The 21,856-nt window shown below is 67.4% G+C and carries 25 protein-coding genes; 8 read left to right on the forward strand and 17 right to left on the reverse strand.

Annotation, left to right across the window (positions count from 1 at the left end; translation table 11 throughout):
- Positions 1-24 precede the first annotated feature (24 nt).
- Positions 25-1,083, forward strand: a complete 1,059-nt coding sequence (locus tag GH664_RS17790) for a serine/threonine protein kinase (protein WP_153169407.1) — start codon at positions 25-27, stop codon at positions 1,081-1,083.
- A gap of 13 nt (positions 1,084-1,096) precedes the next feature.
- Here GH664_RS17790 and GH664_RS17795 read toward each other — a convergent pair whose 3' ends face one another.
- From GH664_RS17795 to GH664_RS17815, 5 genes are all read right to left on the reverse strand, one after another.
- The gene (locus tag GH664_RS17795) at positions 1,097-1,702 is read right to left on the reverse strand and encodes an ACP phosphodiesterase (protein ID WP_153169408.1); all 606 of its coding nucleotides are present in this window, start codon (positions 1,700-1,702) and stop codon (positions 1,097-1,099) included.
- Positions 1,703-1,723: 21 nt separating this feature from the next.
- Entirely contained in the window at positions 1,724-2,272 is a 549-nt protein-coding gene (locus GH664_RS17800) for a YaeQ family protein (protein ID WP_153169409.1), read from the reverse strand.
- A gap of 16 nt (positions 2,273-2,288) precedes the next feature.
- Positions 2,289-3,065: a hypothetical protein gene (locus tag GH664_RS17805; protein WP_153169410.1), complete on the reverse strand. Its 777-nt coding sequence runs from the start codon at positions 3,063-3,065 to the stop codon at positions 2,289-2,291.
- 83 nt (positions 3,066-3,148) lie between these two features.
- On the reverse strand, positions 3,149-4,492 hold the full coding sequence (locus tag GH664_RS17810; protein WP_153169411.1) for an HD-GYP domain-containing protein: 1,344 nt from the start codon (positions 4,490-4,492) through the stop codon (positions 3,149-3,151).
- 103 nt (positions 4,493-4,595) lie between these two features.
- A complete protein-coding gene (locus GH664_RS17815; RefSeq protein WP_153169412.1) occupies positions 4,596-5,093 on the reverse strand; it encodes an HAD domain-containing protein in 498 nt (165 codons plus the stop codon).
- Positions 5,094-5,295: 202 nt separating this feature from the next.
- Here GH664_RS17815 and fabI point away from each other — a divergent pair, with 202 nt between their 5' ends.
- From fabI to folE, 3 genes are all read left to right on the forward strand, one after another.
- Positions 5,296-6,075 carry an enoyl-ACP reductase FabI gene (gene fabI, locus GH664_RS17820; RefSeq protein WP_153169413.1) on the forward strand — a complete coding sequence of 260 codons (780 nt, stop codon included), beginning with the start codon at positions 5,296-5,298 and terminating at the stop codon, positions 6,073-6,075.
- Between the two features lie 16 nt (positions 6,076-6,091).
- The gene (locus GH664_RS17825) at positions 6,092-6,688 is read left to right on the forward strand and encodes a hypothetical protein (protein WP_153169414.1); all 597 of its coding nucleotides are present in this window, start codon (positions 6,092-6,094) and stop codon (positions 6,686-6,688) included.
- Positions 6,689-6,761: 73 nt separating this feature from the next.
- Positions 6,762-7,412 carry a GTP cyclohydrolase I FolE gene (gene folE, locus GH664_RS17830; protein ID WP_153169415.1) on the forward strand — a complete coding sequence of 217 codons (651 nt, stop codon included), beginning with the start codon at positions 6,762-6,764 and terminating at the stop codon, positions 7,410-7,412.
- Between the two features lie 35 nt (positions 7,413-7,447).
- Here folE and GH664_RS17835 read toward each other — a convergent pair whose 3' ends face one another.
- Genes GH664_RS17835 through GH664_RS17850 form a run of 4 tightly spaced genes read right to left on the reverse strand, consistent with a single transcriptional unit; the run spans position 7,448 to position 10,593 of the window.
- Positions 7,448-7,780, reverse strand: a complete 333-nt coding sequence (locus tag GH664_RS17835) for a DUF3301 domain-containing protein (protein ID WP_153169470.1) — start codon at positions 7,778-7,780, stop codon at positions 7,448-7,450.
- Entirely contained in the window at positions 7,780-9,360 is a 1,581-nt protein-coding gene (locus tag GH664_RS17840; RefSeq protein WP_153169416.1) for an inorganic phosphate transporter, read from the reverse strand. Before GH664_RS17840 ends, GH664_RS17835 begins: the two co-directional genes overlap by 1 nt.
- Positions 9,361-9,367: 7 nt before the next feature.
- Positions 9,368-9,751, reverse strand: a complete 384-nt coding sequence (locus tag GH664_RS17845; protein WP_153169417.1) for a nucleotide pyrophosphohydrolase — start codon at positions 9,749-9,751, stop codon at positions 9,368-9,370.
- The gene (locus GH664_RS17850) at positions 9,748-10,593 is read right to left on the reverse strand and encodes a 23S rRNA (adenine(2030)-N(6))-methyltransferase RlmJ (RefSeq protein ID WP_153169471.1); all 846 of its coding nucleotides are present in this window, start codon (positions 10,591-10,593) and stop codon (positions 9,748-9,750) included. Before GH664_RS17850 ends, GH664_RS17845 begins: the two co-directional genes overlap by 4 nt.
- Positions 10,594-10,768: 175 nt before the next feature.
- On the opposite strand from GH664_RS17850, the gene GH664_RS17855 reads away from it, so the two are divergent.
- A complete protein-coding gene (locus GH664_RS17855; protein ID WP_153169418.1) occupies positions 10,769-11,323 on the forward strand; it encodes a gamma carbonic anhydrase family protein in 555 nt (184 codons plus the stop codon).
- Here the strand turns inward: GH664_RS17855 and GH664_RS17860 are convergent.
- Entirely contained in the window at positions 11,320-12,255 is a 936-nt protein-coding gene (locus GH664_RS17860; protein WP_153169419.1) for a DMT family transporter, read from the reverse strand. The genes GH664_RS17855 and GH664_RS17860 overlap by 4 nt on opposite strands.
- Positions 12,256-12,425: 170 nt before the next feature.
- Here GH664_RS17860 and GH664_RS17865 point away from each other — a divergent pair, with 170 nt between their 5' ends.
- From GH664_RS17865 to GH664_RS17875, 3 genes are all read left to right on the forward strand, one after another.
- Entirely contained in the window at positions 12,426-13,127 is a 702-nt protein-coding gene (locus tag GH664_RS17865; protein ID WP_153169420.1) for an SIMPL domain-containing protein, read from the forward strand.
- 78 nt (positions 13,128-13,205) lie between these two features.
- On the forward strand, positions 13,206-13,832 hold the full coding sequence (locus GH664_RS17870) for a C40 family peptidase (RefSeq protein WP_153169421.1): 627 nt from the start codon (positions 13,206-13,208) through the stop codon (positions 13,830-13,832).
- Positions 13,833-13,934: 102 nt separating this feature from the next.
- A complete protein-coding gene (locus tag GH664_RS17875; protein ID WP_153169422.1) occupies positions 13,935-14,366 on the forward strand; it encodes a CBS domain-containing protein in 432 nt (143 codons plus the stop codon).
- A gap of 36 nt (positions 14,367-14,402) precedes the next feature.
- Here the strand turns inward: GH664_RS17875 and ftsB are convergent, their stop codons facing one another.
- The 7 genes from ftsB to GH664_RS17910 form a co-directional block, all read right to left on the reverse strand.
- Positions 14,403-14,678, reverse strand: coding sequence for a cell division protein FtsB (ftsB, locus tag GH664_RS17880; RefSeq protein ID WP_153169423.1), 276 nt, complete (start codon positions 14,676-14,678; stop codon positions 14,403-14,405).
- 145 nt (positions 14,679-14,823) lie between these two features.
- Positions 14,824-16,110 carry a phosphopyruvate hydratase gene (eno, locus tag GH664_RS17885; RefSeq protein WP_153169424.1) on the reverse strand — a complete coding sequence of 429 codons (1,287 nt, stop codon included), beginning with the start codon at positions 16,108-16,110 and terminating at the stop codon, positions 14,824-14,826.
- 141 nt (positions 16,111-16,251) lie between these two features.
- Positions 16,252-17,091, reverse strand: coding sequence for a 3-deoxy-8-phosphooctulonate synthase (kdsA, locus tag GH664_RS17890; protein WP_153169425.1), 840 nt, complete (start codon positions 17,089-17,091; stop codon positions 16,252-16,254).
- A gap of 11 nt (positions 17,092-17,102) precedes the next feature.
- Positions 17,103-18,755 (reverse strand): CTP synthase, encoded by a 1,653-nt coding sequence (locus GH664_RS17895; protein WP_153169426.1) that lies wholly within the window; start codon positions 18,753-18,755, stop codon positions 17,103-17,105.
- Between the two features lie 66 nt (positions 18,756-18,821).
- Entirely contained in the window at positions 18,822-19,364 is a 543-nt protein-coding gene (locus GH664_RS17900; RefSeq protein ID WP_153169427.1) for an isochorismatase family protein, read from the reverse strand.
- 10 nt (positions 19,365-19,374) lie between these two features.
- Entirely contained in the window at positions 19,375-21,363 is a 1,989-nt protein-coding gene (locus GH664_RS17905) for an acetoacetate--CoA ligase (protein ID WP_153169428.1), read from the reverse strand.
- A gap of 29 nt (positions 21,364-21,392) precedes the next feature.
- On the reverse strand, positions 21,393-21,806 hold the full coding sequence (locus tag GH664_RS17910) for a thioesterase family protein (protein WP_153169429.1): 414 nt from the start codon (positions 21,804-21,806) through the stop codon (positions 21,393-21,395).
- Between the last annotated feature and the right edge of the window lie 50 nt (positions 21,807-21,856).

Consider the following 21,856-nt stretch of genomic DNA (forward strand, 5'->3'; position numbering starts at 1 on the left):
GCTCGGGATCGAGCGCATCGCACGATGACCGGCCGCCGCCCCCGCAAGCTGGCGGTTGCGCCTGCAAGTGTCGCTGAAGCGACGACGGATCCGGCGCCGTTCGCCGTGCTGACGCCCGACTTCGTGCTCGACGCGATCGAAAGCGTCGGCCTGCGCCCCGACGGCCGCCAACTGGCGCTCAACAGCTACGAGAACCGCGTCTATCAGATCGGCGTCGAGGACGGGCCGATGGTAGTCGCCAAGTTCTACCGCCCCGGACGCTGGAGCGACGCGGCCATCCTGGAGGAGCACGGCTTCACCGCCGAACTCGCCGAGCGCGAGATCCCGGTGGCGGTGCCGCTCCTCATCGACGGAAGAACGCTGCATCGCCACGGCGGGCTGCGCTTCGCGCTGCTCCCGCGTCTTTCCGGCCGCGCGCCCGAGCTGTCCGACCCGGCCACGCTGGAGTGGATGGGACGCTTCATTGGCCGCATCCATGCCGTCGGTGCATTGCGTCCCTTCGTCGCGCGGCCGGCGCTGGACATCGCGAGCTTCGGCGAAGCCTCACGCGACTGGCTGCTGCAACACGACTTCATCCCGGCCGACGTGCTGCCGGCCTGGCGCAGCAGCGTGGAACAGGCGCTGGACGGCGTACGGCGCGCCTTCGATCGCGCGGGCCGTGTGCGCCCACTGCGGCTGCACGGCGACTGCCACCTGGGCAACGTGCTGTGGCAGGCGGACGAGCGCGCCCCCTTCGTCGGACCGCAGTTCGTCGACTTCGACGATGCGCGCATGGGCCCGGCAGTGCAGGACCTTTGGATGCTGCTGTCGGGCGAGCGTGACGAGATGTCGCGCCAGCTTGCCGACGTGCTCGCCGGCTACGAGGATTTCATGGAGTTCTCGCCGCGCGAGCTGCATCTGTTGGAAGCCCTGCGCACCCTGCGCCTGCTCCACTATTCGGCCTGGCTCGCCCGGCGCTGGGACGACCCCGCCTTCCCGGCCGCCTTTCCGTGGTTCAACACCCAGCGCTACTGGCAGGACCGGGTGCTCGAGCTGCGCGAGCAGATCGCGCTGATGGACGAGCCGCCGCTGCGCCCGGCATGAGCGGGCGAGCGCTTCAGGTGCCGGGCCGCGCCGCCCTCACCGACGCGGCGAAATCACGCGCGTCCGCCACGAATTCGAAGAAATCCGCCTCGAAGCCGGCGTAGTCGCGCAACAGCTCCTCGCCTGCCCCCGCCAGCGGATTGGGTCGGCGCAGCCGATGTTCCGCCATGCGATCGAGCGCGCGGGCGACGTTGTCGACCTCGCGATAGCTCGCCATCCAGTCGTACGCGGCCATGCGCTCGAACACCGGTGCGAAGGATTCCGGCAGCGCCTCCGGGTAATCGGCGATCAGCCGGTAGGTGTGGGTGGTGAAGACGGCCAGCGGCTCGTCGCTGAACTGCGACCAGTGCCGCGCCAGGAAATGGTCGTAGAAAAGGTCCACCATGATGCCGCCCACCCTGCGTCGTTCCGCGCTGATGCGCGCGCGGCTGCGACGGAAGGCGGCATGCGTGTCGGCAAAGCTGTCGATGCGCCGGTGCAGCATCACGCCTGCGGCCAGCCCGGCGTCCATGCCCGGCGGCAGCGGATCCAGCCAGCCCTTGACGAAGTCGCCGATCACGCCGCCGATGCGATCGGTCGCCAGCGGACCGGCCAGATAGGCATGCGCAAGAAAGTTCATCGCGCCCGCCCGCCCGTCCGCTCAGCGCCGTCCGCGCGCCATCAGCACTTGCGGCTCGACCTGCACCGTGTCGCGGCCGTTGGTGACCCAGACGTGGCTGTCCTGGATGGTGAATTGCAGGCGCATGCTGCGCTCGGTGAGGCGCGCGAGATCGGGCGCCGCCTCGGGCGGCAGGTTCAGCACGACGAGCTTGTCCTGGCGGCCGAGCTTGTCGCGCACGCCGCTCCACCAGATGTCGGCGGCGCGACCATAGCTGACCACCACCACCTCGTCAGCGCGACCGCAGGCCTTCCGGATCCACTTCTCGTCGGGCTGGCCGACGTCGATCCAGCGCTCGATGGCACCAGTGAGGTCACGCTGCCACAGGTCGGGCTCGTCATCCACGCACAGGCCCTTGCCGAAGGCGAGCGCCGGATCGGCGAACAGCGCGAAGGCGAGCAGGCGCACCATCATGCGCTCGTCGGTCTCCGACGGATGGCGCGCGATCGTCAGCGCATGGTCGCCGTAGTAGCCGCGGTCCATGTCGGCGATCTGCAGCTCGGCCTTGTAGATGGTGGCTTTGAGTGCCATCGGCAGCGGACTCCGCTCAGTGCACCGTGGGCGACGCCGCGCGGTTCGCCTGCTGCCAGGCGATCACCGCGCGCCCCGCATGGGCCATCACCACATTGCGCTGCTCCGCCGGCAGTTCCCGCGACAGCGCACCGAACAGGGCCTGCGTCGCTTCCTGCGCCAGGCCTTCGCTGGCCAGGCCGTCGGCCAGGCAGCGGATCTGGATCGACGCCAGCGCATCGGCCACCAGGCGCCAGCCGGAAAGCGGCATGTCACGCACCAGGGCGAGCAACTGGCCGCCGAGCTGCCCGGCCAGGCGCAGCGCCTCGTCGCGCTCCTCGGCGGCGATGGACGAGTGCCACAGTGCCAGGTGGATGCCACGCCGCAGCTCGACCTTGAAATCGATGGCGTTTTCCTCCGCTGCGCCGAGCACCTCGAACTGGCGCAGGAAGTGCGCCTCGTCCTCGGCGTCGAGCCCGGTGCGCAGTGAGCCGATCAGCTCGGTCAACCCGGGGATGGCCACCAGGCCGAAGGCCTGCGACCACGCCAGCCCCCACTGGTCCATGCCGCTCATCAGCAGCGCCAGCCGCAGCGCGCGGCCCTCTTCCGAGCCGGCCGCTTGCGCCCAGTTGCGCAGCGCACCGCGCATCTCGTCCACGCCGGCGCGGCGCGCCGCCTCGGAGTCGCCCACCGTAAGGCGAAACACGCGGGCGAAGGCGTCCTGCGCCATGCGGGCCGCCTGGCGCTGGTGGTCGATATCGACCCAGGCAGCAAGCGGATCAGGGGGAAAGACGGTTTCGGCGGTTGAGGACATGAGACGGCGCGCGGACAGGAAGGGCGCCATTGTGCCTAGCCGGGGCAAGCGCGGCAATGCGCCGACACGCCCTGCGCGCGCCCTCAGGCAGCGAGCGGCACACGCTCCAGGGTGCGCTTGAGCGCATCGAAGCACCGTGCGTCGATCGCGGTGCCGACGTTCTCGGCCATGATCTCGAGCGTTCTGGGGATGGGAACTGCCGCACGATAGGGACGCTCTGCGGTGATCGCGTCGAAGATGTCGGCCGTGGTGATGATGCGCGTCTCGAGCGAGATGTCGTCCGCGCTCAGGCCGCGCGGATAGCCCTTGCCGTCGAGCCGTTCATGGTGGGCGCCCGACACCCGCGCCAGTTCGCCGAAGGCGCCGATGCGCGACAAGATGGCCTCGGTGTAGGCCGCATGCCGCTGCACCGCCTCCCATTCATCCGCGTCGAGCTTGCCCGGCTTGTCCAGCACCGCATTGCTCACCCCCAGCTTGCCCACGTCGTGCAGCAGCGCGCCACGCTTGAGCCAGCGCCGCCGCGCCGGCGACAGGCCGAGCTGCGCCGCGATGAGATCCGTGTACAGCGCCACGCGCACGCTATGGCCTTGGGTGTAGGGGCTCTTGGCATCGACGACCTGGCCGAAGGCGGCGGCGATCTCGTCCAGGTAATCGTCGTCGAGCGGTACCTCGAAGCGGCCAGGCTCGAGCCCGAACACTGCACGGTCCACATCGTCGGCGGCGAGCTGGCTCCAGAAGCCGGGTCGTGCCGCGACACGCTCGAGCGCCTCCACCAGGCGCGGATCGAACCAGCGCCCGGCGCGCGCCCGCGCCTCCTGCATCGCGCCCGCGGGGCCCTCCACCGTGTGGAACACGTCCACCACCTGCGCCAGCAGCGCGATGCGCGCATAAACCGGAATCGCCTCGCCCGCCAGCCGATCCGGGCGGCCGCTGCCGTCCCAGTGCTCGTCGAGCGCGTGGATGCCCTGCGCCACGCCTTCGCTGAAGCGCAACTGGCGTGCGATATCCGCGCCGCGCTGGCAGCGGGTCTGGATCAACTCCTGGGCAATGTCGTCGCCATCGCGGAAGATCGTCAGCATGGTGCGGAAGCGCTCGGCGAGCGTGCCGCGCAGCCCGGTGTGGCCGACCACGAAGCGCAGCACCTGCGGCAGCGTGCCGTCGACCCACTTGAAGTCACGCTTGAACGCGAGGTCGTCGGTCAGGTACAGCTCGCAGATGCGCGCCGCATTGCTGCTGCAGCCGAGGTCCTTGAGCAGCAGGGTGTAGTAGAGCTCCCACAAGGCATGCTCGTCGAGGCCGATCTCGCGCCCGACATGCATGCCGATCCAGCAGCAGCGCACGCAATGACCCTCGGGCTGGCCCTCGGTGATATCGAGGGCGTGGCTGAGGGCGCCAATCAGTTCCGACAACTTGAGTCCGCTGGGCATGGTTCTCGCTGGCCGTCCATGGGAGGACGGGCGAGTATGCCTGTCGGCGCCACGCGCATCAGCGCACTGGATCACGCTGCGCGGCGCGGCTCCGCCCTGCGTGTCAGGCCCAGAGCGAGGGCGCGCGCCGCATCGGCAGTTCCACCTCGCCGTCGCGGAAGCCGCTCAGCATGCGGCGCAGCGCGTCCGCATCCTCCTCGGTGAAACCGCGCTTGAAATCGGTCAGCAGCAGCCGTGAGCGCGACATCCAGTTGCCGGGGGCATCATCGACCGCACACCAGGCCGTGGCGTCGACCTTGGGCTCGTGCTGCGACAGCCACAGCATCGCCTCGCGTTCGCGCAGGCCATGCAGCTCGGCACCGTGCTTGGGCAGCAGGTGCGGCGACGCGCCGGCGATACGCGGCCGGATGTCTTCGGCGAAGCGCGCCTTGAGCTTTTCGAGCGAGAACAGCATGCGCCAGTCCGACGAGATGACGATGCGCACCTCATCGAACTCGCGCACCACCGCCTCGATCAGCGGCAGGCTGCGAAAGTCCTCGACTTCGCCCCACGGATGGGTGACGCCGTCGAAGTCCATGAAGATGTAGGTGTGCCTTGTCATGTCTGGCCGAGAGAGGAAGAGCGCAGGATCGGTGCATGAATGCTGCAATGCAGAATATACTTCATGTATAACCTGCGACGCAGGATTAAATACTCCGCCTGTAGCGGAATTGCACGCTGTTCGTGACGCAAGACGCAGATGCTGCAATGCATTAAATCCACACTGTCGCCAGAGTTTCCCCATCCACGAAGCTGGAGCAAACATGACCCCGATCATCAACCTCGAAGGCAAGGTGGGCCTGATCACCGGCATCGCCAACGAAAAATCGATTTCCACTGGCGTTGCCGAAGCCTGCGCGCAAGCCGGCGCGAAGCTGATCATCACCTACCAGAACGAGAAGACGCGCGCCTTCATCGAGCCGGTGATCAGCCGGCTCGGTGTCACCGATGTCTTCCTGCTCGACGTCACCCAGCCCGAAACGCTCGACGCCGCTTTCGCCGAGATCGATGCCCGCTACGGCAAGCTCGACTTCGTGCTGCACAGCATGGCGTTCGCGAAGCGCGACGACCTGCACGGCCGCGTGGTCGACACCTCCGCCGACGGCTTTGCCCTGGCAATGGACGTCTCCACCCATTCCTTCGTGCGCCTGGCGAAGAAGGCGGAACCGCTGCTGGAAAAGGCGGGCGGCGGCTCGCTGGTGACGATGACCTACCTCGGTTCGGAAAAGGTCATCCCCAACTATGGCGTGATGGGCCTGTGCAAGGCCGCGCTCGAGGCTGCGACCCGTTACCTGGCCGCCGAGCTGGGCCAGAAGAACATCCGCGTCAACGCCGTGTCGCCCGGCCCACTGATGACGCGCGCCGCCTCGGGCATCGCCGGCTTTGACGGCCTGATGGCCACTGCGGTGGAGCGCTCGCCCATGCACGCGCTGGTCACGCCGGAAGACATCGGCGCGCTGACCGCATTCCTCTTCTCCGATGCCGGACGCCTGATCTCGGGCGGCGTGCATTTCGTCGACGCCGGCTACAACATCATGGCCTGAGACGGAGGGGTTCGTCGTGATCGATCTTTCCCGCGCGCGGGCATGCCTGGGACGTGAGGCCATCTTGCTGCCCGACCCGGTGCCCGTGCACCCGCTGCTCGAGGGCAAGAAGGAGATCGGTCGCGGCGAATACTCGATCGTGCTCGACAAGGGCGACGGCGAGCGGGTCTATAAGGTCATCAGCTCGCCGGCCGACTATTTCCTCTACACTGCCGAGGACCGTCCGCGCGGCAAGCATTTCCCCATCGTCCATGCCGACCACGGCATCATCGGCCGCGCGCTATCGGGCTACCCGTTGCACCTGATCGAGATGGAACGCCTTTACCCGCTCGCCGAAGGCTCACCCGCCGCCGACCTGGCGATGCGCCTGATCGAGTTCTACTGGGCCGGCTGCGCACAATGGAGCCGGCTGGGTTCCAGCATGGGGCGCATCGCGCTCTACCACCTGGTGCAGCAACCCCTGGATGTCGACCAGGGCATCCATGACGCCTTGAAGGCCCTGTCCGATTTCGTCGAGGAATACCAGGTGCTGCCGGACATCCTCAACGCCAACAACCTGATGATGCGCAAGGACGGCACGCTGGTGTTCTCCGACCCGGTGTTCATCGCCTGAGCGGCCGCATCCGCCCGCCGGGCGCGCGCGGATCGCGCGTATCATCGCCGCATCTCCCTGCGAGAATCCGACGATGAGCACAACGGACGATCACGACCACTGCCACGACCACGTTCCGCAACCACATAGCATCGGCATTGCGCGCCAGGGCCCGTTCGACGCGGCCGCATTCGAGCGTGCGGTGACCGACCTGCTGCTCGCCTGCGGCATCGACCCTGCCACCGCGCACACCGGCCGCACTGCGCAGCGCGTGCGCGAGCTGTGGCAGCGCCGGCTGCTCGGGGGCTACGAGCTCGACCCGGCCGCCGCGCTGGGGGACGGTTTCGCCGACCCGAGGGAGGATCTGGTGGTGATCCGTGGCATCGCCGTGCATGGCGTGTGTCCGCACCATCTCGTGCCGTTTCGTGGGGTGGCCCATGTCGCCTACCTGCCGGGCGGGCGACTGCACGGCTTCGGCCGCATCGCCCGCCTCGTCGACGCGATCGGGCACCGCTTCACCTACCAGGAATGGATGACGCGCGACATCGCCGACGCGCTGATGCAGCACGGCAAGGCCCGCGGCGCAGCCTGCATGATCGAGGCCGAACAGCTCTGTCTGCTGCTGGGCGAGGATCGCCGCGGCGACGAGCGCGTCGTCACGCAGGCATGGTCCGGCGCGTTTGCCGATTCAGCACAACTGCGCAACGAGTTCCTGCACGCGATCGACCATCGGCACGGCCACTGATCGGCCAGGCCTGAACGGCCGCGATCCGGCGCCGGCTAGGCGCCAGGGGGAAGGGCTTCACGCCCCTCGCCGCCGAGGTCGAGCAGCACCACTTCGCGCCCCTGCAGCACCACCGCGCCGCGATAGCGGTCGTAGCCAGAGCGGGAATAATCGAAGTCGAAGGCACGTTGCAGCACCAGGCGGCCGTCGTCGTCGCGTACCGGCCGCAGGCCGCGGCCGACCACGGTTTCATCAAGAAACTGCAAGCCCTCGCGACGGCATGCTGCGCGCGCCGCGGCCACGCCCGCTTCGCGCGCCTTCAGGCTGTCGAACCAGAACCACACCAGCAGCCCCAGCGCCAGCAGCACCAGCAGTTCGGGCAGGGAAATCATGGTGCGAGCACCCCGGCGATCGCATGGAAGAGCCCCGCCGCCATCAGTGCCGATGCCGGCACCGTGATCAACCACGCCGCGAGGATGCGCCGCAACTGCGAGCGCCGCACCAGTTCGTGCTGGTAGGCGCGACGCAGCGCCTTGCGTTCCCACTTGGCAAACCGCGCCGGATCCTCACCGCGCCTGGAGCGCTGCTTGAGCTCCTTCAGCAGCGCCCCCTTGTCGTCCACCGATGCGGCATCGAAGCGGCGCATGAAATCGTCGATCGCCGGCTGGTCGTGCTGCGGATGGTGAGCCTTGATCTCCTCGACCATCCGCTCACGGCTGCTCTTGAGATATTCGCGCAGGAAACCCACCCCCAGGACACTGCCGACGACCACATGGGTGGAGCTCACCGGCAAGCCGAGCACGCTGGCGACGATCACCGTCAGCGCCGACGCCATCACGACACTGAAGGCACGCATGTTGTCGAGCTCGGTGAGCTCGCTGCCGATGGTGCGGATCACGCGCGGCCCGAAAAGCGCCAGGCCGACGCCGATGCCGAGTGCCCCGACCAGCATCGCCCATGCGGCCACGTTCGCGCCCTGCATGGAGCCGCCCGTCTGGGTGACGACGTGCACGATGGCGGCAAGCGGCCCGACCGCGTTGGCGACATCGTTCGAACCATGGGCAAAACTCATCACCGCCGCGGCGAACATCAGCGGCACGGTGAACAGCCGATTCACGCCCGACTTCGTGTTCGGGATGAAGCGCCCCGGCCCCACAACCCGCGCACGCACCGTGAAGAAGGTCAGCAGGCCCGCAGCGAAGCCACAGCCGAGCGCGATCGCCCCGCCGACGATACGCCAGCGCCCAAGGCCCTCGACCAGCAGGAAGGTGGTGAAGATCCATGCCATGACCGCCAGCAGCACCGGGACCACGCGCCTTGCCGCCGCCGCCATGTCCACCCGATAGGTGATGCTGCGCTTGATGAAGTACAGGAACAGCGCCGCGAGCACCCCGCCGAGCAGGGGAGACACCACCCAGCTCGCCACGATGCGGCCCATTACCGGCCAGTTGACGACCTCGATGCCGCGCGCAGCGACGCCGCTGCCCATGATCGCACCGACGATGGCATGCGTCGTCGACACGGGCGCACCCAATGCGCTCGCGATGTTGATCCACACCGCACCTGCCAGCAACGCCGCGAGCATGACCCAGACGATGAGCTGCGGATCGGCGAACATGCCGGGATGGATGATGCCGCTGCGCATGCGCTCGATCACCCGCTCGCCGGCGACCAGCGCGCCGGCGATGTCGAACACTGCCGCAATCAGCAGCGCAGTCACCAGGCTGAACGCCCCCGCGCCAACGGCCGGGCCGACGTTGTTGGCGACATCGTTGGCGCCGATGTTCATCGCCATGTAGGTGGCGACGATCGCCGCCATGACCAGCACGACGCTGCCCTCGCCGGCCCCCTGCGAGGCCACGTAGAACATCACGCCGACGAGGAACAGGAAGCTGACGCCGAAGCGTACGAGTTCGCCGCGGCCGCCGGCGACCGCCAGCTCGAATTCGTTGAGGTGCTGCAACTCCACGCCCGGATCAGCCCAGCTTGTCGTACTTGTCGGAGCGCCCGTGCGCCCTGTCCGCCGGATAGCGGCTCGCGTTGATCGCCAGCTTGCGCTGCGCCGCCTCGTCGAGATCGATGTCGAGCACGTCGGCCAGGCGCACCAGGTAGAGCAGCACGTCGGCCAGCTCCAGCGCAACCGCCTCGCGCGTGTCGGCATCCAGCGCAGCCGACTGCTCGGCCGTCAGCCACTGGAAGTGCTCGATCACCTCTCCGGCCTCGCCCGACAAGGCCATCGCCAGGTTCTTCGGCGTGTGGAAGGGCTCCCAGGCACGCTCGGCAGCGAACACCCGCAGCGCGTCACGCAGCACCTGCAGCGTGTCGGACGGTCCATCGGTGAGCGTTGGCTGCGCCTTCATTCGATCGCATGCTCCAGGTCGAAGCCGGCACCCTCGTCCACCGCCAGCACCTTGCTCAGCCACGGCAGCGTAGCTTCCAGGCGCTCGGGCAGCACCCAGGGCGGATTGACGATGTACATGCCGCTGCCGAACATGCCGAAGCCGTCCCTGGGCGGGCGCTTCACCGAGAGGCGCACGTCGAGCCAGCTCTCGGCACCGAGATCGGCGAGGCGGTCATGCAGTTGCCGCGCCTCCGGCCGCGCCAGCATCGGGTACCACAGCGCGTAGGTGCCGGTCGGAAAGCGCTTCATGGCGTCCTTCAGCACCTCGACCACGCGGCGGTAATCCTCCTTCACCTCATAGGGCGGATCGATCAGCGCCAGCGCGCGCCGCGAAGGCGGTGGCAGCAGCCCCTTGAGCGCGCCGAAACCGTCGGCCTTGCGCACCTGCACGCGCTCGACCTCGCCATTGAAGGTGCGCTGCAGCGACTCGTGATCCGCCGGGTGCAGTTCGAACAGGCGCAGGCGGTCCTGCGCGCGGGCGCAGGTCATCGCCAGCGCCGGCGAGCCGGGATAGAACAGCAGCCGGCCATGGGGATTGAACTGCCGCACCGCGGCGACGTAGCGCGCCAGCATCGCAGGCAGGTCGTCCCGCGCCCACAGCCGGCCGATGCCATCGGCGAACTCGGCCGTCTTGCCGGCCTGCTCGCTCTCCAGCGCATAACATCCGCCGCCTGCATGGGTGTCGATGTAGAACCACGGCTTGTCCTTGCGATTGAAGTAATCCAGCAATTCGAGCAGGACGGCGTGCTTCAGGACATCGGCGTGGTTGCCGGCGTGAAAGGCGTGGCGGTAGCTGAGCATGAGCATCGAGGGGCGGCGGAAGCCGCGAATCCTACCACCACCGCCAGCATGGCGCCCCTTTCCGGGCAAGATGGCGTCACCTGACGGTGCCCGGAAATGTCCACTAAGCGCCTGAGCTTGCTATGATTTCGCCCCCGCGCCGGACAACAGGCGCCGGTTTCAACAGAGAGAGACGATGAGCATTTACGCCCTGGGCGAGCACACGCCACAATTCGGTGAAGGCTGCTGGGTTGCACACAACGCCACGGTCATCGGCGCCGTCGAAGCCGGCCACAACGTCAATATCTGGTACAACGTGGTCATCCGCGGCGACCGTGACCCGATCAGCATCGGCGACAACACCAACATCCAGGACGGCTCCATCCTGCACACCGACGACGGCGTGCCGCTCACGATCGGGGCCGACGTCACCGTCGGCCACATGGCCATGCTGCACGGCTGCACCGTCGGCGACGGCAGCCTGATCGGCATCAACGCGGTGGTGCTCAACAACGCGGTGATCGGCAAGAACTGCATCATCGGCGCCAAGGCGCTGATCCCGGAGGGCAAGGTGATCCCCGACCGTTCGCTGGTCGTCGGCTCGCCCGGGCGCGTGATCCGCGAACTGACCGATGCCGACATCGCCAACCTGCGTGCCAACGCTGCACACTACGTGGAAAACGCGCGCCGCTACGAAGCCAAAATGCACGCGCTCGACCCTAGCGCCGTGCTCGAGCAAGGCGGCCGCTAGGCGCGGCTGCCCGCGCCGCCGCCGGCCCGCGTGTCCGCGGCGGCTGCACACCCGTCCGGCTTTTCGTCCTCATTGCGCGCGCCGGCGCGTGTCAGCCAGACGACTGCGGCAAGAATGATGGCGCCCCCCACGAGTTGCAGCCGGTTGAGCGGCTCGTCGAGGAAGATGGCAGCAAGCGCAATCGTCACGGCCGGCTCGAGCGTGGACAGCGTGGCCGCATCGGCTGCGCCCAGCAGACGGATACCCGCGAAGAAGCCGCCCATGGCGATCACCGTCGACACCACCGCGATCGCCAGCACCGCTGCCCAGCCGGCCGGCTCCACCGGAAAGCGTGGCCGGGTGGCGAGCGTGATCGCACCGAACACCACGGCCGCGGATATCATCACCACCGTTGCCGCGCCCATCGCGTCCGAGCGGGCGAGCACCCGGCTGCCGACCAGGATGTAGATCGAATAGATCAGCGCCGCCGCCACACCCAGCGCGACACCGACCGGCTCGCCCGCAATTCCGCCGCCCAAGGTGAGCGCCGTTCCAACCAGGGCCGCCAGCACCGCCAGCACGCGCCCCACGCCCAGCGGCTCGCGCAGGAACACCGCTCCCAGCACAGTGACGAGGAAGGGATACAGGTAGAGCAGCAGCGCCACCAGGCCGGCAGTGGCGTGGTTCAGGGCGGAAAAGAACGCCAGCGACTGTCCGACATAGCCCACGCCGCCCATCGCGGCGAGGATCGCCAGGCTGCGTCCGCGCGGCCAGTGCCGGCGTGCAAGCGCCATGTAGATGCTCATCAAGATCGCAGCGATGGCAAATCGCAGGAATAGCACGGCGACGACGTCCGCGCCATCGGCGTAGGCGTAGCGCGCAAAGATCGCCATCGCGCCGAAGCTCACGGCGGAGACGGCGACGAGAAGCGCACCGAGGACTCGCTGATTCATGGAAAGCGACGGCAGGAAGCGAAGACCGCGAGCATGCCGAGCACGGCGCGTGCGGTCAATGCGAACGGCACGCCGCGGCGACGATGCGGTATAAACGTCAGGCGGGTGCCGCCCGCCGTCCCTCGCCGGCAGCGCACCCAGACCCCGCATGAGAATGAGGAATCACCTTCATGAATCGTCGCCTTGCCCTGCTCGCCAGCGCGCTCTGTGCGCTGCTGGCCGCTCCCCTCCCCGCCACTGCAGAGGATGCCGCGGTGCGCACCGTCGAATTCAGCGCCGATGCCAGCCGCGCGGCCCCCAACGACCTCGCGGTTGCCGTGCTCTATGTCGAACGTTCGGCCACCGATGCTGCCGCGCTGGCGCGCGAGGTCAACCAGGCGATCGCTGCGGCGCTCGACACCGCACGCGCCCACCCGGCGGTGAAGACGCAGAGCGCAGGCACGTCCACCTGGCCGGTGTATGGCAAGGACGGCCGCGGCCGCATCGAGAGCTGGCGTATGCGCGCCGACCTCCGGCTCGAAAGCCGCGACGTGGGCGCGATGTCGGCGCTCGTCGGCAAGCTGCAGTCCAGCATGGCGCTGGCGCAGATCGTCATGCAACCGGCGCCCGAAACGCGCCGCAAGGCGGCCGACGAGGCCACCGTGGACGCCATCCACGCCTTCGAGAAGCGCGCGCAGTTGATCGCCGGCGCGCTGGGTCGGCGCTACCGCCTGTACCAGATCAGCATCGCCGAATCCGGCGTGCAGCAGCCCGCGTTCGCGCGCATGCGCGCCGCCTCCGCGATGGCAGCCGAAGCGGCCCCTGCGCCACTCGAAGGCGGCGAGAGCCAGGTCTCGGTGAGCGTCAGCGGCCGTGTCGAACTGCTCGATTGAAGGCTCGCGCGGCGTGAACGCTTGCGAGATGGCCGGCGGGGGTGGACGCCCGCGCGGCCCTGTCCTATCTTTCGCGACATGACAGCGCCACGACTTCGACATCTCGGCGACGCCGCCCGCGGCACGCGCATCATCGCCTCCTTCCGCACGGCGGATGCGGGGCCAAGCGCAGCGCCCGGGACCTGCGGTCTGTTTGGTCTGCTGGGTATCGCCACCATCATCGCAGCAACGCAGCTCACCGGATGCGGCAGCCTGACTCCACCCGCAACGACGGCGCCGAGCCCGCCAGCCGAACGCAGCTATTTTTCGGTCGACAACGAAGCGCAGACGCAGGAAATGGTGCTTTACGCCCTGGGACTGCTCGACACAGGCTACCGTTTCGGCGGCCGCAACCCGGAGGCGGGGCTGGACTGCAGCGGCATGGTGGCCTATATCGTCGAAAAGATCAGCGGCCGCCGCCTACCCCACAACGCGGCGCAGATCGCGGAGCGCACCCGACCGATCGACATCGACGCCCTTCAGCCTGGCGACCTGGTGTTCTTCAACACCATGCAGCGCCGCTACTCGCACATGGGGATCTACATCGGCGACGGCCGCTTCATCCACGCCCCGTCCAGCCGGGGGGCGGTGCGGGTCGAGCGCCTGGACAACCGTTATTTCAAGCCGCGATTCGACGGCGCCCGCACGCTGCTTGCTGCCAACTGATACCGACGCCTTCCTGGGCTCGTGCGCCGGATCGTCTCGCGCTTGTCACATCAGGCATCTAGGCTTTGAACCACCCGGCATCCCATCTGGAGGAGACAACACATGCCTGCAAGAACCATAGCAAGTGTGGTGCGCGGTCAGCGCATCCTGACGGTCGATCGTGAAATGAGCGTGCGCGAGGCATCCATGCGGATGGCGGCGGAACGCGTCGGATCCGCAATGATCGTCGAGGCCGGCAAGCTCGTCGGCATTTTCACCGAGCGCGATGCGCTCGTGCGGGTCCTCGCCGCGGGGCTCGCCCCCGACACGACACGGCTCGCCGACGTGATGACGCCGAATCCGCAGACGATCGGGCCCGACCGGCCGCTCGTCCATGCGATGCACCTGATGACCGAAGGCGGCTTCCGCCACGTCCCGGTGGTCATCGATGGACGTCCGGTGGGGATGGTCTCGGCGCGGGACGCCCTGGGAAGTGAACTGCTCGCCTTCGAACACGAGCAGGAACAACGCGAGGCGATCTCGCAACGGCTCTGAACGCCCGCCACATGCGTGAGCCGGCCGCTGGCCGGCTCAGTTCTTTTGCGGCACCTCGACGAAGATCTCGCCCGGGCGCGTCATGCCCAGCTCGAAGCGCGCACGCTCCTCGATCGCGTCGTTGCCCGACTTCAGGTCGCGCACTTCGGCATCGAGGCTGGCGTTGCGCTGCTCCAGGCGCAGGTTCTCGTCGCGCTGCGCCCGCACCTGTCGATCCACCTCCCACACCCGCAGCCACCCGCCCTTGCCGAGCCAGAGCGGGTACTGCAGGACGACGACGAGGACGAAGAGGATGAGGACAGGCCAGCGCATGGGAAGGTGCAGCGGAATCAGGGAATCGTAAGAAGGATGAAGCCGGCACGACCGGCGTCGACGTCCGCGACCGACATCCTGCGAAAAGGCCGGCGGGTTCGCCGCCGGCCTTGCCAGGTCATGCCGAGTCGCAAACCGGCGGCGATCAGCCCCGCAGGTTGTAGAAGGCGCGCTTGCCCGGATACGTCGCGGTGTTGCCGAGATCTTCCTCGATGCGCAGCAACTGGTTGTACTTCGAGATGCGGTCGGAGCGCGACAGCGAACCGGTCTTGATCTGCATCGCACGCAGACCGACGGCGATGTCGGCGATGGTGGAATCGTCGGTTTCGCCCGAACGGTGCGAGATCACCGCGGTGTAGCCGGCGAGCTTGGCCATCTCGACCGCGGCGAAGGTCTCGGTCAGCGTGCCGATCTGATTGATCTTGATCAGGATGGAGTTGGCGATGCCCTTGTCGATGCCTTCCTGCAGGATGCGGGTGTTGGTGACGAAGAGGTCGTCGCCCACCAGTTGAACCTGCTTGCCCAGGCGCTCGGTCAGGTGCTTCCAGCCCGCCCAGTCGCCTTCGGCCATGGCGTCCTCGATCGACACGATGGGGAACTTGTCGGCCAGCGTCGCCAGATAGTCGGTGAAGCCTTCGGCGGAGAGCGACAGGCCTTCGCCTTTCAGCTCGTACTTGCCGTCCTTGTAGAACTCGCTCGCGGCGCAGTCGAGCGCCAGCAGCACGTCGCGGCCCGGCTCGTAGCCGGCGGCGGAGATCGCGTCCTGGATCAGCGACAGCGCTTCCTCGGTGCCCGACACGTTGGGCGCGAAGCCGCCTTCGTCACCGACGGTGGTCGGGTAGCCCTTCCTGTCGATGATCTTCTTCAGGTGGTGGAAGACCTCGGCACCGCAGCGCAGGGCCTCGCGGAAGCTGCCCATGCTCACCGGCATGATCATGCATTCCTGGATGTCGAGGCTGTTGTTGGCGTGCTCGCCACCGTTGATGACGTTCATCATCGGCACCGGCATGACCATCGGGCTGGAGCCCCCAAAGTAACGGTACAGCGGCAGGCCGGCTTCCTCGGCCGCGGCCTTGGCCACCGCCATCGACACCGCCAGCGTGGCGTTGGCGCCCAGGCGCGACTTGTTGTCGGTGCCGTCGAGCTCGATCAGGGTGCGGTCGATGAAGGACTGGTCTTCCGCGTCGAGGCCGATGATGGCTTCGGAGATCTCGGTGTTCACGTTTTCCACCGCACGCAGCACGCCCTTGCCCAGGTAGCGGCCGGCGTCACCGTCACGCAGCTCGATCGCCTCGCGCGAGCCGGTGGAGGCGCCCGACGGCACCGCGGCGCGGCCCATCACGCCGGACTCGAGCAGCACGTCGGCTTCCACCGTGGGGTTGCCGCGGGAGTCCAGAATTTCGCGGGCGATCACATCAACGATTGCACTCATGTTTTTTCCTGTTGCAGTTACGGATTCGAATCGATAACGAGCGACATCTTCGGGCCGAATTAGACATCAAGCACGATGCCAGGTCGACCGCGCACCGGAATAAGCGGTATCAGCCGCACAGATGCAGCGGTCGTGGCGCGCTCACAGGGTCTGTTCGAGGAAACCCTCGCGCTTGACCAGGGCGTCGATGCCCTTGAGCGTGGCGAGCAGCGCCTTCATCTTCGGCAGCGGCCAGGCGTTGGGGCCGTCGGACAGGGCCTTCTCGGGGTTCGGATGGGTTTCCATGAACAGGCCGGCAACACCGACCGCCACCGCCGCCCGCGCCAGCACCGGCACGAACTCGCGCTGGCCGCCGGAGGCGGTGCCCTGCCCGCCCGGCAACTGCACCGAGTGGGTGGCGTCGAACACCACCGGGCAACCGGTCCCGCGCATGATCGCGAGGCTGCGCATGTCGGAGACGAGGTTGTTGTAGCCGAAGGAGGCGCCGCGCTCGCACACCATGATGGTGTCGGCGCCGCCATTGGCCTCCTTCGCCTTGTCGACGACGTTCTTCATGTCGCCCGGCGCGAGGAACTGGCCTTTCTTGATGTTGACCGGCTTGCCGCTGGCCGCCACCGCATGGATGAAGTCGGTCTGCCGGCACAGGAAGGCCGGCGTCTGCAGCACGTCGACCACCGCCGCCACGGTCGGGATCTCCTCGACGGTATGCACGTCGGTGAGCACCGGCAGGCCGAGCTGCTGCTTCACCGCCTCGAGCATCTTCAGGCCGGCATCCATGCCGTGGCCCCGGAAGCTGCGGCCTGAGCTGCGGTTGGCCTTGTCGTAGGACGCCTTGAAGATGTAGGGGATGCCGAGCTCGCCGCAGATCTCCTTCATCTGGTCGGCGATGTCCAGGCACATCTGCTCGGACTCGGCCACGCAGGGGCCGGCGATCAGGAAGAAGGGCTGGTCGAGGCCGGCCTCGAATCCACACAGTTTCATCGCTTGCTCCTTCAGGCTTGCGCCGGGGCCTGCACGCCCGCGCGCTGGGCGATCGCCGCCTTGACGTAGGCGGTGAACAGCGGATGACCCTTGCGCGGATTGGAGGTGAACTCGGGGTGGAACTGGCAGCCGACGAACCAGGGATGCACCTCCGCCGGCAGCTCGACCATCTCGCACAGGTCAGTGACCGGCGCGCGGCCGGAAACGATCAGGCCCTTGTCCTCGAGCTTGGCGAGCAAGGTGTTGTTCACTTCGTAGCGATGGCGGTGCCGTTCCATGATCTCGGCCGCGCCGTACACCTGGCGCGCCAGCGTACCTTCGCGCAACTGGCACACCTGGCCGCCGAGCCGCATCGTGCCGCCGAGGTCGGACTCCTCGGTGCGCTTCTCGATCTTGCCCGAGCGGTCCTTCCATTCGGTGATGAGGCCGATCACCGGGTATTTGGTGTCGCGCTCGAATTCCGTCGAATGTGCGCCGGGCATGCCGGCGACGTCACGCGCGAACTCGACCACTGCCAGTTGCATGCCGAGGCAGATGCCGAGGTAAGGCACCTTGTTCTCGCGCGCATAGCGGATCGCCGCGATCTTGCCTTCGGTGCCGCGCTTGCCGAAGCCGCCGGGCACCAGGATGGCGTCCATCTTTTCCAGCACGCCGCAGCCGTCGCGCTCGATGTCTTCCGAATCGATGTAGTGGATGTTCACCTTCGACTCGGTGTGCATGCCGGCGTGGTTCAGCGCCTCGATCAGCGACTTGTACGATTCGGTGAGGTCGACGTACTTGCCGACGAAGCCGATATCCACTTCATGCTTCGGATTCTCGCGGGCGCGGATGAGCCTGTCCCATACCGAGAGATCGGCCGCACGCGCGAGGATGTCGAGCTTGTGGCAGACGATCTGGTCCATCATCTGGTCGTGCAACTGCGCGGGAATCTTGTAGATCGAGTCGGCGTCGAGGCACTCGATCACCGCTTCCGGCATCACGTTGCAGAACAGCGCGATCTTGCGCCGCTCGTCGGCCGGGATGGAACGGTCGGCGCGGCACAGCAGGATGTCGGGCTGGATGCCGATCTCGCGCAGCTCCTTCACCGAGTGCTGGGTCGGCTTGGTCTTGAGCTCGCCGGCGGTCGGGATGTAGGGCAGCAGCGTGAGATGGATGAAGCAGGTGCCGTTGCGGCCTTCCTCGATGCCCATCTGGCGAATGGCTTCGAGGAAGGGCAGCGATTCGATGTCGCCCACCGTGCCGCCCACCTCGACGATGGCCACGTCGGCGCCTTCCGCGCCGCGCTTGATGTAGGCCTTGATCTCGTCGGTGATGTGCGGGATGACCTGCACCGTCTTGCCCAGGTATTCACCGCGGCGCTCCTTCTTCAGCACCGACTCGTAGATCTGGCCGGTGGTGAAGTTGTTGCGCTTGCTCATCTTGGCGCTGGTGAAGCGCTCGTAGTGGCCCAGGTCCAGGTCGGTTTCGGCGCCGTCTTCGGTGACGAAGACCTCGCCGTGCTGGAACGGGCTCATGGTGCCCGGATCGACGTTGATGTAGGGGTCCAGCTTCAGGTGGGTGACCTTGATGCCGCGGGACTCCAGGATGGCCCCGAGCGAGGCCGCCGCGATGCCCTTGCCCAGAGAGGACACGACACCGCCGGTAACGAAGACGTATTTGGTCATGGGAATCATGCTGCGGGAAAGCGCGATGATAACCGATCCGCGCTACCCGCCGAAAGCATGGCCCGCTCAGCGGATGAAGTCCCGATTCACCTCGCGGAACAGGTCGGTGCCGCCGCGCTGCAGCCACTCGAACGCCACCATCTCGCGCGACACGATCTCGATGCCGTGGCTGCGCATGCGCGCGAAGGCCAGCTCGCGGTCTGCCGGATTGCGCGAACCGGCGGCGTCGGCGACGACGAACACCTCCTTGCCGGCCCAACGCAGCTCCAGCGCCGTCTGCTGCACGCACACGTGCGCCTCGGTGCCGCACACCACCACCTGGCGCCGCTCCTGCACCGCGGTGGCCGCCAGGCAGCCGTCGCCCTGCGCGGAGAACGCCTGCTTGGTGACGTACTGCGCGCCGGCGGTGGCCGCCTTCACCACGTCGAGCGTGGCGCCGATCTTGTCGGGGAAATGCTCGGTGACGACCACCGGCACGCCGACCCGCTGCGCCACGCCCGCCAGCCAGGCGCAGTTGGCGGCGACCCGGTCGCCATCGTGGATGGCCGGCGCCAGGCGCTGCTGCACGTCGATCACCAGCAGCGCGGACTTGTCGCGATTCATCAGCATGACGGTCTCCTCACTCTGCCAGTTCGGCGCGGTCGCGGAACAAGGCCAGCGCCTCGGGATTGGCAAGCGCCTCCTGGTTCTTCACCGCGCGGCCATGCACCACGTTGCGCACCGCCAGTTCGACGATCTTGCCGCTCTTGGTGCGCGGGATGTCTGCCACCTGCAGCACCTTGGCCGGCACGTGGCGCGGCGTGGTGTTGTCGCGGATGGTCTGCCTGATGCGCTTGACGAGGTCTTCATCGAGCGTGAGGCCTTCGCGCAGCTTCACGAACAGCACCACGCGCACGTCGTTCGGGTTCTGCGGCGGCCAATCCTGGCCGATCACCAGGGACTCCACCACCTCGTCCAGCTTCTCCACCTGGCGGTAGATCTCGGCGGTGCCGATGCGCACCCCGCCCGGGTTCAGCGTGGCGTCCGAGCGGCCATAGATGACCAGCCCGCCGTGCGCGGTGATCTCGCAGAAGTCGCCGTGGCACCAGATGTTGTCGAAGCGCTCGAAGTAGGCGGCGTGGTACTTGCTGCCGTCGGCGTCGTTCCAGAAGCCGATCGGCATCACCGGGAAGGGCTTCGTGCACACCAGCTCGCCCTTTTCGCCACGCACCGGGCGGCCGTCGTCGTCCCACACGTCCACCGCCATGCCCAGGCCGCGGCACTGGATCTCGCCGCGCCACACGGGAAGCACCGGGGAGCCGAGCACGAAGCAGGAGATGATGTCGGTGCCGCCCGAGATCGACGAGAGCTGCAGGTCGGCCTTGATGTCGCGGTAGACGTAGTCGAAGCCTTCGGCCACCAGCGGGCTGCCGGTGCTGAACATGGCGCGCACGGTGGCGAGGCTGTGCGTTTCCCTCGGCTTCAGGCCGAACTTGGCGGCGGCGTCGAGGAACTTGGCCGAGGTGCCGAAGTGCGTCATTGCTTCCGCATCGGCGTAGTCGAACAGGATGCGGTTGTCGCCGGCAAAGGGCGAGCCGTCGTAGAGCAGCAGCGTGGCGCCGGCGGCCAGCCCCGACACCAGCCAGTTCCACATCATCCAGCCGCAGGTGGTGAAGTAGAACACGCGGTCGCCCGGCTTCACGTCGCCGTGCAGGCGGTGCTCCTTGAGGTGCTGCAGCAGCGCGCCGCCGGCGCAATGCACGATGCACTTCGGGACGCCGGTGGTGCCCGAGGAGTACATGATGTAGAGCGGATGATCGAAGGGCAGCTCGGCGAACTCGATGTCGTCGACGAAGTGATGCGGCGCGATGAAGTCCGCGACCATGCGCGCATGCGGCACGTGCGACAGGTCGTGGTCGTGATGCACGTAGGGCACCACCACGACGCGCTTGACCGAGGGCAACTGGCCGACGATCTCGCCGAGCTTGTCGAGCACGTCCACCGTCCTGCCGCCGTAGTAGTAGCCGTCGCAGGCCACCAGCACCTTGGGTTCAGTCTGGCCGAAGCGGTCGAGCACGCCCTGCACGCCGAAATCCGGCGACGCCGAGGTGAAGATTGCGCCGAGGCTGGCTGTGGCGAGCATCGCGATCACCGTCTCGGGCATGTTGGGCATGTAGGCGGCCACCCGGTCGCCGGCGACCACGCCCTGCTCCTTCAGCGCCGCGGCAAAATGCGCCACCGCGCGGTAGAGCTCGCCGTGACTCATGCGGTTCTGCACCCGGTCCTCGCCCCAGAACACGATCGCGTCATGCGCATCGCGCGAGCGCAGCAGGTTCTGCGCAAAGTTGAGCTTCGCGTCGGGGAACCACTTCGCGCCGGGCATCCTGTCGCCATCTTCCAGCACGCGCTCGCCACGGTGGCCGATCACGCCGCCGCCAATGCCCTCGCCCTCCCACACGCTGACCCAGAACTGCTCGGGCTGCGCCACCGACCACGCGTACAGCGCGTCGTAGTCGGGCAGGCTCACGCCCCAGCGCTTCTCCGCCGCCAGCCGGAAGGCGGTCACATTGGCCCCGGCGATGCGCTCGGGCGACGGCGTCCACAATGCCTGTTCCGCTGCAGTATTCATTGCATCTCCTCCAGACTTGCTTTAGTTGTTCATGCTTGGTCGAACAGTGCGCGGACATTATCCGGCAAGGGCGAGGATTTGCCCGTCTGCATGTCCATCCACACGGTCTTGGCCGCGCCTTCGGCAAACAGGCGATCATCGCCTTCCACGTACAGCTCGTACCAGGTCATCAGGCTGGTGCGGCCGGGTTCGCCGCCGTACATCTTCACGATGATGGTGGCCGGATAATTCACCGGCGCGAAGAAGGTGCAACTGGCATTGATGATGACCGGACCCACCGGCTCGTCCGGGCGTACGATACATCCCATCTCCTCCAGCCACTCGACACGTATCTGCTCGAAGTAGCGAAAATAGACGGTGTTATTCACGTGGCCGTAGGCATCCATGTCACCCCAGCGCACCGGCATGCGGCTGGTGCGCAGATGCTTTCTCGTCGTCTCCATATCGGGTTTTCCTTGTTGTCGAAAAGCCGGAGTAATGTAACATACGCACC

The sequence above is a fragment of the Thauera sp. 2A1 genome, assembly GCF_009469595.2.
Classification (GTDB): domain Bacteria; phylum Pseudomonadota; class Gammaproteobacteria; order Burkholderiales; family Rhodocyclaceae; genus Thauera.